General features: G+C 67.9%; 12 protein-coding genes. 4 read left to right on the top strand and 8 right to left on the bottom strand.

Annotated features, from left to right (window positions below; genetic code table 11):
* Both EV643_RS23025 and EV643_RS23020 read right to left on the bottom strand, forming a co-directional pair.
* The gene (locus EV643_RS23025; protein WP_133802185.1) at window positions 1-1,650 is read right to left on the bottom strand and encodes a glycoside hydrolase family protein; all 1,650 of its coding nucleotides are present in this window, start codon (window positions 1,648-1,650) and stop codon (window positions 1-3) included.
* A complete protein-coding gene (locus EV643_RS23020; protein ID WP_133802184.1) occupies window positions 1,650-4,832 on the bottom strand; it encodes a DUF2961 domain-containing protein in 3,183 nt (1,060 codons plus the stop codon). Before EV643_RS23020 ends, EV643_RS23025 begins: the two co-directional genes overlap by 1 nt.
* Before the next feature lie 256 nt (window positions 4,833-5,088).
* On the opposite strand from EV643_RS23020, the gene gnd reads away from it, so the two are divergent.
* From gnd to EV643_RS23005, 3 genes are all read left to right on the top strand, one after another.
* The gene (gnd, locus tag EV643_RS23015) at window positions 5,089-6,528 is read left to right on the top strand and encodes an NADP-dependent phosphogluconate dehydrogenase (RefSeq protein WP_133802183.1); all 1,440 of its coding nucleotides are present in this window, start codon (window positions 5,089-5,091) and stop codon (window positions 6,526-6,528) included.
* Window positions 6,529-6,654: 126 nt separating this feature from the next.
* Window positions 6,655-7,122: a DUF6319 family protein gene (locus EV643_RS23010; RefSeq protein ID WP_133802182.1), complete on the top strand. Its 468-nt coding sequence runs from the start codon at window positions 6,655-6,657 to the stop codon at window positions 7,120-7,122.
* 272 nt (window positions 7,123-7,394) lie between these two features.
* Window positions 7,395-7,931: a DUF6817 domain-containing protein gene (locus tag EV643_RS23005; RefSeq protein WP_133802181.1), complete on the top strand. Its 537-nt coding sequence runs from the start codon at window positions 7,395-7,397 to the stop codon at window positions 7,929-7,931.
* Between the two features lie 3 nt (window positions 7,932-7,934).
* Here the strand turns inward: EV643_RS23005 and EV643_RS23000 are convergent, their stop codons facing one another.
* On the bottom strand, window positions 7,935-8,285 hold the full coding sequence (locus EV643_RS23000) for a hypothetical protein (protein ID WP_133802180.1): 351 nt from the start codon (window positions 8,283-8,285) through the stop codon (window positions 7,935-7,937).
* 100 nt (window positions 8,286-8,385) lie between these two features.
* Between EV643_RS23000 and EV643_RS22995 the strand changes: the two genes are divergently transcribed.
* Window positions 8,386-8,796, top strand: coding sequence for a hypothetical protein (locus tag EV643_RS22995; RefSeq protein WP_133802179.1), 411 nt, complete (start codon window positions 8,386-8,388; stop codon window positions 8,794-8,796).
* A gap of 6 nt (window positions 8,797-8,802) precedes the next feature.
* Here EV643_RS22995 and EV643_RS22990 read toward each other — a convergent pair whose 3' ends face one another.
* The 5 genes from EV643_RS22990 to EV643_RS22970 form a co-directional block, all read right to left on the bottom strand.
* Complete coding sequence (locus EV643_RS22990; protein ID WP_133802178.1) at window positions 8,803-9,522, bottom strand: PIG-L deacetylase family protein; 720 nt, start codon at window positions 9,520-9,522, stop codon at window positions 8,803-8,805.
* Between the two features lie 33 nt (window positions 9,523-9,555).
* Window positions 9,556-10,857, bottom strand: a complete 1,302-nt coding sequence (locus tag EV643_RS22985) for a D-arabinono-1,4-lactone oxidase (protein WP_133802177.1) — start codon at window positions 10,855-10,857, stop codon at window positions 9,556-9,558.
* Window positions 10,854-12,041 carry an amino acid deaminase/aldolase gene (locus EV643_RS22980; RefSeq protein ID WP_133802176.1) on the bottom strand — a complete coding sequence of 396 codons (1,188 nt, stop codon included), beginning with the start codon at window positions 12,039-12,041 and terminating at the stop codon, window positions 10,854-10,856. Before EV643_RS22980 ends, EV643_RS22985 begins: the two co-directional genes overlap by 4 nt.
* 43 nt (window positions 12,042-12,084) lie before the next feature.
* Window positions 12,085-12,636 (bottom strand): hypothetical protein, encoded by a 552-nt coding sequence (locus tag EV643_RS22975; protein WP_133802175.1) that lies wholly within the window; start codon window positions 12,634-12,636, stop codon window positions 12,085-12,087.
* A 224-nt stretch (window positions 12,637-12,860) separates the two neighbouring features.
* Complete coding sequence (locus EV643_RS22970; protein WP_238165733.1) at window positions 12,861-13,988, bottom strand: M15 family metallopeptidase; 1,128 nt, start codon at window positions 13,986-13,988, stop codon at window positions 12,861-12,863.
* Window positions 13,989-14,229: the final 241 nt, after the last annotated feature.

The following is a 14,229-nucleotide window of genomic DNA, read 5'->3' as shown; positions in this document are numbered from 1 at the left end:
TCAGCCCAAGCCGTCCGCCAGTTGCTCCGCGAAGGCGACATCTCGCTCGGTTGGCGAGAAGCCGAAGCGATAGATGCCGCCCGGATACGCGCCGGGCGGGAGCGGGCGTCCACCGGGTTGCCAGAGCGGTTGCCAGGCGACGGCGCCGTTCGGTGGGTCGTACCAGTGGTTGTCCGCCGACCACGCCGAACCAGCCTTGTACGCCGTGACCACGCTCAACCCCGGACCGGTCGCCATCGACCACGACGGCAGCCCCGCGACATCTCCGCCCCGACCAAAGCCACCGGGATCACCGAGATCCGCCAACGCGGAGTCGACGTTCAACGCGACCTCCCAGACGACTGCCGTCGTCTGACCATTGACGTTCCACCGCAACGACATGTCGAAGGTCCGCAAACCGAAGGCGAACGACCAGTCCGCGGTCACCGGCTCATCGTTGAACGTGATCCCACTCAACATCAACCGATCCCGCCGCGACTCGACCCGCTCGGTCGGACCGGCCGTGTCCGTCGCTCCAAAGTTCCCCACGGCCAGATAGGGCGCGGTAGATCGCGACGACGAGTCGAGCGCCGGCCGATAGCGCCCCTGACCCGACGGATCCACCTCCAGCCGGGTGAGCGCAGTACGAGGCTGGGTCTCGATCGTCGCGCGGTAGTACTGCGTGCTCACGATCCGGCCCATCGTCACCTGGACCCGGTCGAAGTCGAGCGGCGCGATGTACAGCCCACCCTTGCCCCAGCCCGCACCTGTGACCCACCAGTCGGCCCCGTCCTGAACCACCTCGGCCGCATGCGCCGCGATCGTCCCCGCCACCTGGTCGACGCTGAACTTCAATGGATCCTTGCTCTTGTAGACCTTCGTAACCTCATAACCACCGTCGCAGCACACGAAGAGATACCAATCACTCCCGCGTTGTACGACGAACGGCGACTCCGTCGGCCCGCCGAAGGTCCCGGTCGCCGGATGCTGGAACGCGGTCCTCCGGTCGCTCCAGTGCCGCAGATCCGTACTGGTGCGATAGGCAACGATGTGGTTGCCTCCGGCAGGCGTCGAATTCGCCGTGTAATACATGACCCACTGATCGCCCACCCGTCGCACCATCGGGTCGCGCCCGTCGAAGCCGTCGGTGAAGAGTGGATTCGCCGCATTCCGGGTCCAGTGCACCAGATCCGTCGAGGTCGCCAGATGCATCCGGTACGCCGTGTGGTCGGGCGTCCCGGCCGCGTAGTACATGTAGTAGGTGCCCGCCTCGTACAGCACGTAAGGCGCCCAGATATGGCTCTCCCCCGCGGCCGGATCCGCGACCAGCGCAGGCGGCTGCTTGGTCCACGGGCCGTTCGGCGTCGGCGCGGTCGCGTGGCCGAAGCTCTTCTCGTCGAGCGGGTTCGCCGGCTCGGCGTGCGTGATCGCGTAGACATGCCAGGTGCCGGTCTTCTGGTCCTGAACCAACGTGTGGTCGTTGTAGTACCACTGCTCCGTCTCGCCCACGCTCGGGTCGTAGACCTTGGTGAAGTTGCCTGCGGCCACCACCTTGTCGACCCGGACGAGCGGCGTGTTCCGCACCTCGTCGGAGGTCGCTCCGGCCGGCAGACCCGCTGCCGCGCTCATCATCACCACCACCATTCCGACGACGGACCGCAGCCAGCTCATCAGCTGAGCTCCAAATCGAGCAGGTCCACGCCGACCAGGTAGTTGGTCGCGGCGGGATTCTTGCCGGTCACCGTGATCGCCAGCTGATGTTTGCCAGCGGCAAGAGTCGCGGCGCCCAAATCAACCCGCTGTGTGGTAACACCGGAGGCAACATACCCATCGAAAGTCACCTGGTTGCCTCCGTCAACGCTGACCTCCGCGATCCCGTAGTCGGCCGCCTTGGTCAGCACCGAGGACAACTTGTACGTACCCGACGTCGGCACCGCGAACTCGAGGACGACCTTGTCACCAACCTTGGACCCGTGGATCCACAACTGACTCCCACCGGACCAGCTCACCCCGCAGCAGTTGCCTTGCGGATCCACCGGCACCGTGGCGGACACGGCCGGCAACAGCGACTCAGCCTCGACCCTGATCGTGCTCCCCGAGGTCGCCTCGGCCACCGCGGACTTCGCGCTCTCGTGCCCAGCCAGATCGACGGCCGACACCCGATAGTTCCAGGTCTCCGTCAATCCCAACCCCTTGTGCAGGAAGCCCGGGACCGTACTACTCCCGACCAACCGCTCAGCCCCGCCGCTCTTGCTCGCGTAGACGTTGTAGCGCGCGATCCCAGTCTCGTCCGACGCGTCTGACCAGGCCAATGCGATCGCGTTGTCCGGACGACCAGTTGCGGTGACGTTCTCGACGGTCGACGGCGCGCGCCGGTCGGCGTACGGGATGACCAAGGACTGCACGACGTACGAGGATGCGGTCCACGCAGGTCCGGTCGGCCTCAGCTCGATGCTCAGCTTGGACTTGCCGAAGGTCAGCGCTGACGGGACCTGGAAGTTGTCGTCCAGCCAGCGTTGCCGGTCGTTGCCGAGCGGCTGCAACCACGTCCCAGCATCCTTGCCGTTGACAACCACCTTGGCGGACTGCCACGCGACGTCCTGATCGCTGGTACGACGTAACGTCACGCCCCGGTTGACCGGATCGATCCTCACGTCGAACCGGATCGGCCCGGTCGTCGAGCGGACCTGGTCGGTCAGGACGATATCGTCATGGTCGCCCTCATAGACAGATGAGAGGTCAGCCTGCGCACCACCATCGGCATACGCGTGTTGTGCGCGGCTGGCGGCGGAACCAACGTCGATCCGATCGGTCTCGCGCGCACCGAACGTCGCCGCGGAGTACAGGAAGGCCGTGGAACCGTAGACGGCCGCGTGGTCGTTCTGCTGGCCGTGTTCGATCCCGAACCCGAGCTGGTTCTGGTACTCGATCGAGTCGGTGATGTGCAGCCGCCATGCACTGTCGCACTCGACCGTACAGAAACCGGCCTGCACCTCGTGGCCCGAGTTCCCGTGGAACGGCGTGGAGTACGTGCCCCGGTTGAAGTACCAGCCGGACTCGTAGTAGTCCTCGGTCCCGGTGCCGTGGATCGCGGGCGTGCGCTCGCCGTCGACGTACACGCGCTCGTCACCCTCGAGGTAGCCGCGCGTGTTGCCGTCCGGTTGCAGGCCCTCCATGGTCTGCGAGACGCCGACGAACTTGCCCCGGCCGGTGGTGTTCGCGATCGTCCAGTCCTGGCCCATGACCGGCTCGGCCCGATGCGAGATCGCGGTGAAGTAGCCGGTCTTCCCGGTGATCAGGTCGACCGCCTTCTGTGCGTTCTGGGCCGCCGTCACCTCCGCCGTACCGGTGACCTTGTACTGCGAGGTGTTGGTCAGCGTGACGGTCGCGCGACCGGCGTACGGCATCGGCCACCAGGCGGAGTACCAGCCGTCGGGATCCATCGCGAAGAACAGGCTGCGAACCGGGTTCTCGCCCAGGCCGGAGCCGAAGAACTCGCCGATCGGGGCGTCGACTCGTTTGACCCCGTCGATGTTCACCTGCAGGCGGACGCCGGCCAGCATCGAGTCGGAGGGCCGCACGCGTTCGCCGTCCTCGGGAGTCGCGGCGTACGTCATCGCGTGGGTGCCGGACCAGACCTGCTGGCTGATCGAGTACGCGTGCGCCTGCTCGTCGGCGAGATGTTCGGCGCCTAGGTCGAGAGTGTCGGTGCGCTGGGGGGTGCCGCCGACGATCGAGTCGACCCAGTAGGTGAACTCGTTGAAGTCCAGGTCGGAGGAGATGAACTCGTTCCGGACTGTGATCTGCGATTTGCCCGCGGTCGCGCTCGCCGGGAGCTGGACGACCTGGTCGTGCCACTGCGCACCGGCCGCCTTGAGCGGCGCCCACTCGCCGACCTGGACGCCGTCGACGAGGACCTTGGCCCGCTGGTTACCGATCCGCAGATCCATCCGGCGGGTCAGTTTCACCCCCGTGTTGGCCGGGTCGATCTTGACCGTGAACTGGCTGGCGCCGACGAACGCGCGACCGTCGTCGGCGAACGACTTCAGCTCCAGGCCGACGATCTCCGGGAGCTTCAGCCGGATCGCGCTGACCTCGCCGGGACCGCGCTGATCGGCCAGCGTCAGTTGTTTGCCGGGGGCAAGGTTCACGGTCGTGGTGGACGTCTTGGCCGCGGGATTCGCCGGCTTGGGGTCTTTGAACCCGGCGTCGGCGAGCAGCTTGACGACGTCCTCCGCCTTGTCGGTCGGATCGAAGGTGGTGACGCCGTTCGCGTCGGGGAACTCGCGGTAGCCGACGTGGTAGAAGAACGGGTTGCTCTGCACGGTCACCCGCATCGACTCGCGGTACGGCATCGGGACGCGGAGGTAGACGCCGCCGCTGGTCTCGACCGCGTTGGCGACGAGCGGGTAGACGAACGGCGCGCCGAGTTTGCCGTCGACGACGTCCTGGAGGCTGTGGTCGAGGACCAACTTGCCGTCCAGCTCGATGGTGATCTTGCCGGTATTGGTGACGTCGCCGCCGTCCCGGGTGAACCAGATCGTGCCGAGCTCGCCCGGGCCGGCGTCCTCGGCGATCACGCAGCCGGCGGTGCTGGTGCGCAGGCAGGAGTACTTGCCGTCGAAGCCGTCGTTGTTGGTGCCGTCCCGGCCGAAGCTGGAGAACTGCTTGGTCCGGAAGCCGGTCTGCAACTCGGGCAACCGATCGAGGTGCCGATAGACATCCCACCCGACCGGACCCTTGCCGCCCGCGCCGTACGACGTATTGGTGGCTGAGGCCGGCGCGGAGATGAGCGGTAGGACAACAAGAACAGCTGAGGCGAGGAGCGCGAGGCGGCGCAGCAACCTGGTCATGGGCGGACCTTCCAGGGCGATCTCGGGAAATCGATTTCTCAGATGTCTACCATTGGCGCCGGGTGCTTGAGAAGAGCTCGAAGCCGTTTACTTCGTGCACACGCTCTGCTAGATCGCGCGGGCGTGCGCAGTACGTCCGAGAGCCGGAATGGGACCCGTTGTCCACGGGTTGGCTACCCGATGGACCGTCTTGCCGCCCGGAGCGACAGACTGGTCCGGCAGTCAGACTTTCCAGCCCTCATCAGCAGGAGATTCCATGAGCTCAGCTCCAGCCCAGATCGCCGTCACCGGCCTTGCGGTGATGGGCCGCAACCTGGCCCGGAACCTGGCGCGCAACGGCTTCCGCGTCGCCGTCCACAACCGGTCCCAGGCCCGGACGGACGCCCTGGTCGAGGAGTTCGGCCACGAGGGTGAGTTCGTCCCCGCCGCCGACCTGCCCGCGCTGGTCGCGTCGCTCGAGCAGCCGCGCCGGATCATCATCATGGTCAAGGCCGGCGAACCGACCGACGCGGTGATCGACGAACTGGTGCCGTTGCTCGACCAGGGCGACATCGTCGTGGACGCCGGCAACGCGCACTTCGCCGACACCCGGCGGCGGGAGAACGCGCTGCGGGAGAAGGGCCTGCACTTCGTCGGCGCGGGCGTCTCCGGCGGCGAGGAGGGCGCGTTGAACGGCCCGAGCATCATGCCGGGCGGCTCGCCGGAGTCGTACGCCGCGCTCGAGCCGATGCTGACCAAGATCGCCGCGCACGTCGGCGGCGAGTCCTGCTGCGTGCACGTCGGCCCGGACGGCGCCGGCCACTTCGTGAAGATGCTGCACAACGGCATCGAGTACGCCGACATGCAACTGATCGCCGAGGCGTACGACCTGCTCCGGCACGTGCTCGACCTCAGCCCGGCCGAGCTCGCCGACGTGTTCCGCGAGTGGAACACCGGCGACCTGGAGTCGTTCCTGATCGAGATCACCGCGGAGGTGCTGAGCCAGGTCGACGAGTCCACCGGGCAGCCGTTCGTCGACGTGGTCCTGGACCAGGCCGAGCAGAAGGGCACCGGCCGGTGGACCGTGCAGGTCGCGCTCGACCTGGGCATCCCGGTGAGCGGCATGGCCGAGGCCGTGTTCGCCCGTTCGCTGTCGGGTGACGTCGTACGACGCCGCGCCGCGGCCGGCGTACTGCCTGGGCCTTCGGAGGCGAAGGCGGACGTGGATCGGGCCGCGTTCATCGAGGACGTCCGGCACGCGTTGTACTCGTCGAAGCTGGTCGCGTATGCGCAGGGGTTCGACGCGATCCGGGCCGCCAGTGAGCAGTACAGCTGGAACATCGACCTGGGTGCGATGGCAACGATCTGGCGTGGTGGGTGCATCATCCGGGCGCGCTTCCTGGACCGGATCAAGGAGGCGTACGACCGGGACGCGAACCTGCCCTCGCTGCTCGTTGACGACTACTTCAAGGAGGCCGTGGCGAACGGCCAGGAGGCGTGGCGCCGGGTGGTCGCGACGGCCGCGTCGGTCGGCGTACCGGCACCTGGTTTCGCGGCGGCACTGGCGTACTACGACGGGCTGCGCGCGGAACGGCTGCCGGCGTCGCTGATCCAGGGGCTGCGGGATCTGTTCGGCGCGCACACCTACCACCGGGTGGACCGCGAGGGCGCCTACCACCTTGACTGGTCGGGTGACCGCAAGGAGCACACCGCCTGACAGTCCTTGGGAGTGTCGCGGGCGGCGAGTGGCGGGTTTGGCGCTGGGGTCGAACATGTGTTCTAATACAGTCTCAGCGCCAGCCCGCCGCGGCGGGCGATGTCACCGAAGGGAATCGCCGCAACGATGACTGTAGACACTCTGGCAGTAGAACCGCAGACCGAAGCCAACGACACTCCTGAAGGCGTGCTCGTTTCTTCTCCTGCCGTCCCTGAGGTCGAGGCCAAGACCGGGGCCGAGGAGCCGGCCGTCGAGGACGCTGCCGTCGAGAGCTCCGCGGCCAAGCCGAAGAAGGCGCCGGCCAAGAAGGCCGCGGCGAAGAAGACCAAGACCCTCGAGCTGACCCTCACCGTCACCGGCACGGCCGACGGCGAGTGGCACGCCGAGCTCAAGCAGGGCAGTACCTACCTGGCGCGCAACCTCGCCGTGGCCGCCGCGGCCGTCTCCCGAGCGGCCAAGGAGCTGCACGAGGACATCTCCACGCCGATCGACGAGGTCATCGAGGCCGCCCGCGAGCAGCAGGCCGCGAAGGTCGCCGCCCTGGAGGCCGAGCTGGAGGCAGCCCGCAAGGCGCTGGCCGAGCTCGCCGATTAACCCAGTCCCGCAGCCGGCAGCGGCCTTCCCCCGCCACCGGCCGTGGTCCCCTGAGGTGCCCACCAGGCGTCCGGTGAGCCCTCAGGACATGAGGAGCGTGCTGGGCCCGGCCCACGGACCGGGCCCAGCACGTCAAATCCAGCTGGCGTCTGGGTAACGATGTGACTAACTCGGCACGCCGTGTTCCTGGGCGCGGATGGGCCGGACATCGTACGGTGTTGCCTTCCGGGTACTCCGGGCGGGACTGACCGCTCCTTACCGAAGGGGGTCAGATGGGCACATTCCAAGACCTGGGATCACTGCTGCTGGTACGTGGCGCCGACGAACTCGACCACGCCGGCGGGACCCTCTACGTCCACCTCCACCGCGTCGCCAAGCGGCTGACGTCGCTCGGCGCGAGCGAAACCCTGGTGATCGCCGGCCTCGCGCACGCGGCGTACGGGACGGATGGTTTCCCGACCCATCTGTTCGACTGGCAGCAGGAGCGCCCGGTCCTGGAGGCCGTGATCGGCCCGGAGGCGGAGCTCCTCGTCTATCGCTACGGTTCCTGCGAACGCGAGACCAGCTGGCGTGATCTGGCCGAGCACCGCACCGTCACCGATCGCTTCACGGGCACGTCGGAGGAGCTCAGCACCGAAGAACTCCGCGACCTCATCGACCTCACCATCGTCAACGAGCTCGACGTCCTCGACCATGCGCCCGCCGTAGGCTCCAGACTCCGCGCGTACCTCCAAGAGCTCATCCCCCGCTGGCAATCCCTGGCCTCCCCCGCCGTCTACGCCGATGCAAGCCAGGTGCTCCAGCTCTGACAACTATTCGTGGGCAAGGTCCCGAACAGTGGTGAGCAGCAGGCCGAGCAGCAACGCGGTGAGCGCCGTTGCGGTGCAGAGCCAGAGTGGGAGTTCGGTGAGCAGGATGGCCGCGGCGAAGACCGGCGGCCCGGCGTACGCGCCGTCGAGCCGGCGATGACGGCGGACCCACCGCAACAACGGCGGTAGCGGCATCCCGATCGGCGCCAGCAGGACCAACGTGACCAGGGCGAGCACCCAGCCACGCTCCCGGAGCACCAGCGCCACGACCAGGAGCCAGCAGAGCGGGCCGAACACCAGCAGCCACCATGGTGGTTGCCAGGTCTCGACCTGGGCGACTTCTCGCTGCCCCACGGTGCCTGCGCCTCCTTCGGCCTGCTCGCCGCCTTTACGAGTCTGGCAGGTCCGGCGGGCATTTCTGGAAAACACCGGGCGGACAACGCATGATCGAGACATGGCCCAGTACGAAGTCATCGCCCGCGCCCGGCTCGACCACCGGCTCACCTCCGCCGACTACCTAGACCTGGCCCTCAACTCGCACAGCCTGGACAAGGGCATGCGCTTCCAGCGGGTCGAGGACCTGCCGGACGGCCGCATCGCCATCGTCCTGCAGCACAAACTGAGCCCCCGCAAGTCCGACGAAGCCGCCCTGATGGCGAACCGCAGCCTCGCCCAACTCGGCATCCCGGCCACCAAGGTCCAGCAGATCGACCTGATCCGCCTCACCCGCAAAGGCCGCACCCTGGTCCGCTCCTGGGTCGGCCCCGGCCCCACCGACCCCGGCTCAGCCGGCGACCGCGAACCCCGCAAACCCCTCCCCAACCCACCCCACCTCCAGGCCGAACGAGACCTCCCGCGCGGCTGAACGTGCTCAGGGGGTGAAGACCTCGAAGGGAGCGGCGTATTTGGTGTTGAGGCGGGTGCCGGTGGTGCGCGAGAAGCCTTCGAGGAATTCGCCCGCGTCGAAGTCGGGCCAGTTGAGGCCGGTGATGTAGGCGTCGTGGGCGCGGAGGGACTGGACGCCTAGATCGAAGGTGTCCGTGGTGTCGACGGCGTGGCGGCTGTTGGGGGAACCTGAGGCCCAGACCTGGCGTACGCCGTTCCAGCGGTCGCCGGAGTGGGGGAAGATCCAGCGGTTCGCGGCGTCGCGGACGGCGTCCAGGGTGGCGCGGCCGGTGTTGATGTGATCGGCCTGGTTGAGCGCGACGTCGCCGTCCCAGGTGTCACGGAAGTTGTTGGTGATGACGATCTCTGGCCGGTGCCGGCGGATCACCTCGGCGATCAGTTGGCGGAGCGGGACGCCGTACTCGATGGTGCCGTCGGGCTGGCCGAGGAACTCGACCGTGCTGACGCCGACGATCCGGGCCGACTCGATCTGCTCGGCCTCCCGGAGCGGGCCACATTCGGCTGGCGGGATGCCGTCGATACCGGCTTCCCCTGAGGTGAGGAGGCAGTAGACGACCTCCTTGCCCTGCGCGGTCCAGCGCGCGATCGCGGCGGCGGCGCCGAACTCCAGATCGTCCGGGTGCGCGACGACCGCCAGGGCCTTCTGCCAGTCTTCGGGGAGTGCTTCCAACGGCGATGGATTCATGAAAGGCAGGCTAGGGCACCAGACCGACAGTGGTCAGCTGCCGAAGACCTGGCGGGTGTAGGGGTTGGTGAAGGCGCGCTGGGGGTCGACGCGGTCGCGGACGGCGAGGAAGTCGTCGAAGCGCGGGTACCGCGCTTGGAGTTGGTCGGCGGTGAGCCTGTGCATCTTCCCCCAGTGCGGCCGGCCGTTGACCTGGGCCACGATCTGCTCGAAGGCGGCGAAGTACCTGCTGTGATCGAGGCGGTGGTACTGGTGGATGGCGATGTACGCCGTGTCCCGGCCGTGTGCGGTGGACAACCAGATGTCGTCGGCCGCCGCGACCCGGACCTCGACCGGGAACGGGATCCGCTCACCCGACCGGTCGATCCACGCGCGCAGCTCATTCAGTACGTCGACCACGCGCTCCCGCGGTACGGCGTACTCGGTCTCGCGGAAGATCACGTTCCGCTCCGAGCAGAAGACCTTGTACGACGTGTCGACGTACTCGCGTGCGGACAACGCACGGGACGCGATCCGGTTGATCCGCGGGACCAGTGACGGGCGCCGGACCGCCAACCGGTTCGTCAGCTCGAACACCTTGTTCGACAGCAGTTCGTCGTCCACCCAGCCACGCAACCGGCCGACTGGTGACGGGCCGATCCCGGGCGGCACCCGGTTGTTCCGCTTGGTCAGCGCGAGATCGGTGTGCGGGAACCAGTAGAACTCGAAGTGATCGTTGCCATCGGCAAGTTGGTCGAACCCGCTGAGCACCTCGCCCAGCGGCAACGGCATCTCTTGCGCTCGCAACAGGAAGGCGGGCACGCACTGCAAGGTCAGCGACGTGATAACGCCGAGCGCGCCAACCGAGATCCGGGCCGCCGAGAAGACATCCGCGTTCTCCTCGGCGGAACAGGTCAGCACCGACCCGTCGGCGGTGACCAGCGTGAGGCCGGCGACCTGGGTGGCCAGGCCGCCGAGCTTGGCGCCGGTCCCGTGCGTGCCGGTCGAGATCGCGCCGGCGATCGTCTGCTTGTCGATGTCGCCGAGGTTCGGCATCGCCAGGTCGAACGACGCGAGCCCGGCGTTCAGCTTGCCCAGCCCGGTCCCGGCGCCCACGGTCACGCGTCCGGACGCCTTGTCCGCGGAGACGATCGACGACAGACCGTCCAGCCGGATCATCACCCGCTCCGGTACCGAGCAGCCGGTGAACGAGTGCCCGGCGCCGACCGCCTTCACCCGCTTGCCCTGCTCGGTCGCCGCCTTCACCATCGCCGCGACCTCGTCGGTGGACGACGGCCGCAGCACCTCCACCCCGGTCGCCGACTCGGTACCAGCCCAGTTCCGCCAGGTGCTCATCCGAAGTTCTTCCCTTCGCCGCGGTAGCTGAGCAGCTCGGTCAGCTCGGTGCCAGATACCTTCCCCACGCCACCGCCCAGGTCGCCGTCGATCGCGTACAGCCGATCGAATCTTTCCAGCATCTCGCCCGCTTTGGCATAGCGCATCCAGACCCGGTCGCCGATCTTCAGCCCGCGCGCGTTCTCCCCCTGCACCGGAGTCTGTACTTCGCCCGCGCCTTCCGTCCCGAGCAGCTTCAGCCCGAGCGGCCAGGACGGCAACGGCAGCCGCGACTTCTTGGCCGGCCCCGACGCGACGTACCCACCACCGAAGGTCGTCGCGATCCGCGCCGTCGGCCGCCGTACGACGCCGAGTGCGTAGGCGACCGCGTGCTCCGGCTGGAAGATGTCGTACTTGTCGAAGAGGGTCGGCCCGTAGAGCCCCGAGCCGGCGGTGACCTCGGTGACGGCCCGGTCGGCGCTGCTGATCTCGACGCTGCCGGTCCCGCCACTGTTGACCAACCGCAGCGGCGCCACCTGCTTGACCGCGTCGACCACCGCACCACGCCGCTCCGCCAGCTCGGCGGCAGACCGCCGCTTCACCCAGCGCACCGCGGGCGAGGTGTCCGGCAGCCCGGCGATCTGCGCCTCGTAGAACATCACCCCGACCAGTTCGAACGCATCATCGGCGACCACCGTGCGCGCCAGCTCGACCACTTGGGCCGGGGTGCGCAGCGGCGACCGCCGAACGCCGAGGTGCTGCCCGAAGACCCGCAGCGACGCGTCCACGTCCAGGCAGACCCGGATCCGTTCGCCGCCACCGGCAGCCCGCTTCACATAAGCGAGGTGTTCGACATCGTCGACCATCAACGTGATCCGCGCGGCCGCGTCGGCGTCCCGCGCCAGCTCCCGCAGGGCGGCACGGTGGACGGTCGGATACCCCATCAGAATGTCGTCGACGCCGTTGCGCGCCAACCAGAGTGCCTCAGGCAACGAATAGGCCATCACCCCGTGGAACCCGGGCCGCTCGAGCGCTTCCGCGATCAGCGCACGGCATCGCACCGACTTGGACGCCACCCGGATCGGCGTGCCGGCAGCCCGCCGGACCAGGTCGGCCGCGTTCCGCCGGAAAGCGGCCAGATCGACCACGGCGAACGGCGGGTCCAGCTCGGCCGTCAGCCGCTCATACCGGTCGAAGTCACCCATATTCGGAGTCTAGGTCGAACAAAAACTGAAAGGTAGTACATCTTTACGGCGAATCGATCACAGCTTGGAGCTCCGGTACGACGGTCCGCGTCCACCCCACGTCGGGGTCAGCCGATTCGCCCGACGCAGCCGCCAGCAGCGCGACCGTCGTCCCCCGAACCACTGACACCTCCACGAACGACTCGGCCCCGGCGTACCGGCGTACCGCAGCAGCGGCCGTCTCCTCCGACCACAACCCGCGTACGGCGAGCTGGGCGTCCGCGGTGTTCCCACAAGCAGACATGCGGGCCTGGTAGCCGCGGTAGTACGCAGACGCCTTCCCAGCATCAGAGAACCGCAGGAGCAAAGCAGTCGCAGGTCCGTCCGCACCGGTCCGGTAAGAGGCCTGCAGCGCGTACTGCGGGACTGGGAGCGCCCCCTTCGGCAACTGCCCAGCGCAGCCGACCGGGAGAGCCTCAAAGGCGGCCTGATGCGCATCACGCCGACGGGTGAAGCTCTGGTTGCCCAGGAACCCCTCCTCGGCCCCACCTGGATCCACGTACGACTTCCACCCCTTCCCCAACTTGTCCGCGGCCGGAAGGTTCTCCGACGACACCGGACCAGCAGTAACAGGCGGAGGTGCAGTGGCCTGCTCCGGCAAGTCCGGGGCTTGCGCAGCATCTGTGGGTTTCGCGGTGCTGGGCGTGACCGTCGGAACCGGCACAGTCCCGCCCACAGTGCTCGGGATCGGCGTGCTGGTTGGCGCAGCAGCCTTGTCACCCGCGGCGGGGCTACAGCCGACGAGCAGCCCGGCCGCTGCGACGACACCCAGAACGACTCTCATCTGGGCTGGAAGTGCTGGTAGTCGGGCTTGCTCCAGTTCGCGCCCCAGAAGTAGCCCTGGCCTACCAGGGACTTGGTCGGCGTGCTGTTGGTGAACAGCATCCCCGCGCGGATCCAGGAGCGATTCCGGTAGGACAGGCCGTTGCTCGGGTACCAGACGTTGTTCGCGGCGAGGTACGGGTTCTCCACGGTGTTGATGTCGATCGCGTAGCCGTAAGAGTGCGGCGACAACGCGTATGGGTTGCCGGTGACCTGCCGGCAGTTGAAGGCCGAGGTGTTGTCCGCCTCCATCGCCCGGATGTCACTGCCGCCGAACACGTCGACGCGCTGCATCCGCCGGATCGGGAACTTCGCGTTGAAGCTCGCGGTCCAGACGGTGATCATCTTCTGCACGGCTGCGTCGCGGAGGATCAGCTCGCCCTTGTGCACCAGGCCGTCGAAACCCCAGTAGTTCATCGTGAGCAGCCGCAGCGACGACGGACCGACCGGGCAGCCGGAGCGGTAAGTCTTCGGCACCATGCTCGCGGAGACCGCGTAGACCTTGGGATTCAGGCCGGCCTTGATCACCACCCACGCCGTCGGCGACACCTCGACGGCGGTCGACGGCACCCCGCGGCTGACCACCCGGACCGTCCGGCTGGACGGGAAGTTGTCCGGTACCGGCAGCCGGAAGTTGCCCTTGGCATCAACCTTGACGCTGGTCAGCCAGCGCCACTTGCCGCTGCCGAGCAGGTCCTGCAGAACAACCTCGAGTCCGGGCTCCGCGGGGACCGTGTAGCCGGTGACGGCGACGCCGGTCAGGGTGATGTACGACGCGGCCGGCTTGTTGATCACGATCCGGCGGTCCTGCGCGGTTCCGATGACGGCCGGCGACATCGCGGGTGCGCCGTAGAACTTGGGCCCGATCACGGTCCGGAAGGTGGTCCGGATCGGAGTGGTCGGCGTGTAGCTGATCTTGTACGCGCCACCCGCCGTCGACTTGGTCGCGCCGCGCAGAGTCCAGCCGCTCGGCAACGCCTGCCAGAGCGAGATGTACCAGTCCACCGCACCGTTGCTGAGCTGGCCGGAGAAGACCAACGGCCGGTCCTCCCAGGAAGTCGCGGGCTGAGCCAGCGAAATACCCAACGCTTCAGCAGCGGAAGGTAGAGCAGAAGGCAAAGCAGGAGTCGGCGTTGGAGTAGGAGTGGGCGTTGGAGTAGGCGTAGGCGTAGCCGACTCCGTCGGCGCCGGCGTACTGACAGGAGGGGTCGTTGGATCCTCCGCCGCGGCCGCTGCCGTTGGGATCAGTGCAGCGGCCAGTACCAGCGCCGCGGTCGTCGTGAAGCGTCCCATCGTCTTCCCCTCCCCAGCGGAGCCGATCGGCTCC

Source organism: Kribbella caucasensis (genome assembly GCF_004361855.1).
In the GTDB taxonomy this organism is placed as follows: domain Bacteria; phylum Actinomycetota; class Actinomycetes; order Propionibacteriales; family Kribbellaceae; genus Kribbella; species Kribbella caucasensis.
This window is presented reverse-complemented; position numbering and strand designations above follow the sequence as displayed.

Coding starts and splice junctions, on each gene's coding strand:
- EV643_RS23025 (WP_133802185.1), bottom strand. CDS start 1,650: ATGAGCTGGCTGCGGTCCGTCGTCGGAATGGTGGTGGTGATGATGAGC.
- EV643_RS23020 (WP_133802184.1), bottom strand. CDS start 4,832: ATGACCAGGTTGCTGCGCCGCCTCGCGCTCCTCGCCTCAGCTGTTCTT.
- gnd (WP_133802183.1), top strand. CDS start 5,089: ATGAGCTCAGCTCCAGCCCAGATCGCCGTCACCGGCCTTGCGGTGATG.
- EV643_RS23010 (WP_133802182.1), top strand. CDS start 6,655: ATGACTGTAGACACTCTGGCAGTAGAACCGCAGACCGAAGCCAACGAC.
- EV643_RS23005 (WP_133802181.1), top strand. CDS start 7,395: ATGGGCACATTCCAAGACCTGGGATCACTGCTGCTGGTACGTGGCGCC.
- EV643_RS22995 (WP_133802179.1), top strand. CDS start 8,386: ATGGCCCAGTACGAAGTCATCGCCCGCGCCCGGCTCGACCACCGGCTC.
- EV643_RS22990 (WP_133802178.1), bottom strand. CDS start 9,522: ATGAATCCATCGCCGTTGGAAGCACTCCCCGAAGACTGGCAGAAGGCC.
- EV643_RS22985 (WP_133802177.1), bottom strand. CDS start 10,857: ATGAGCACCTGGCGGAACTGGGCTGGTACCGAGTCGGCGACCGGGGTG.
- EV643_RS22980 (WP_133802176.1), bottom strand. CDS start 12,041: ATGGGTGACTTCGACCGGTATGAGCGGCTGACGGCCGAGCTGGACCCG.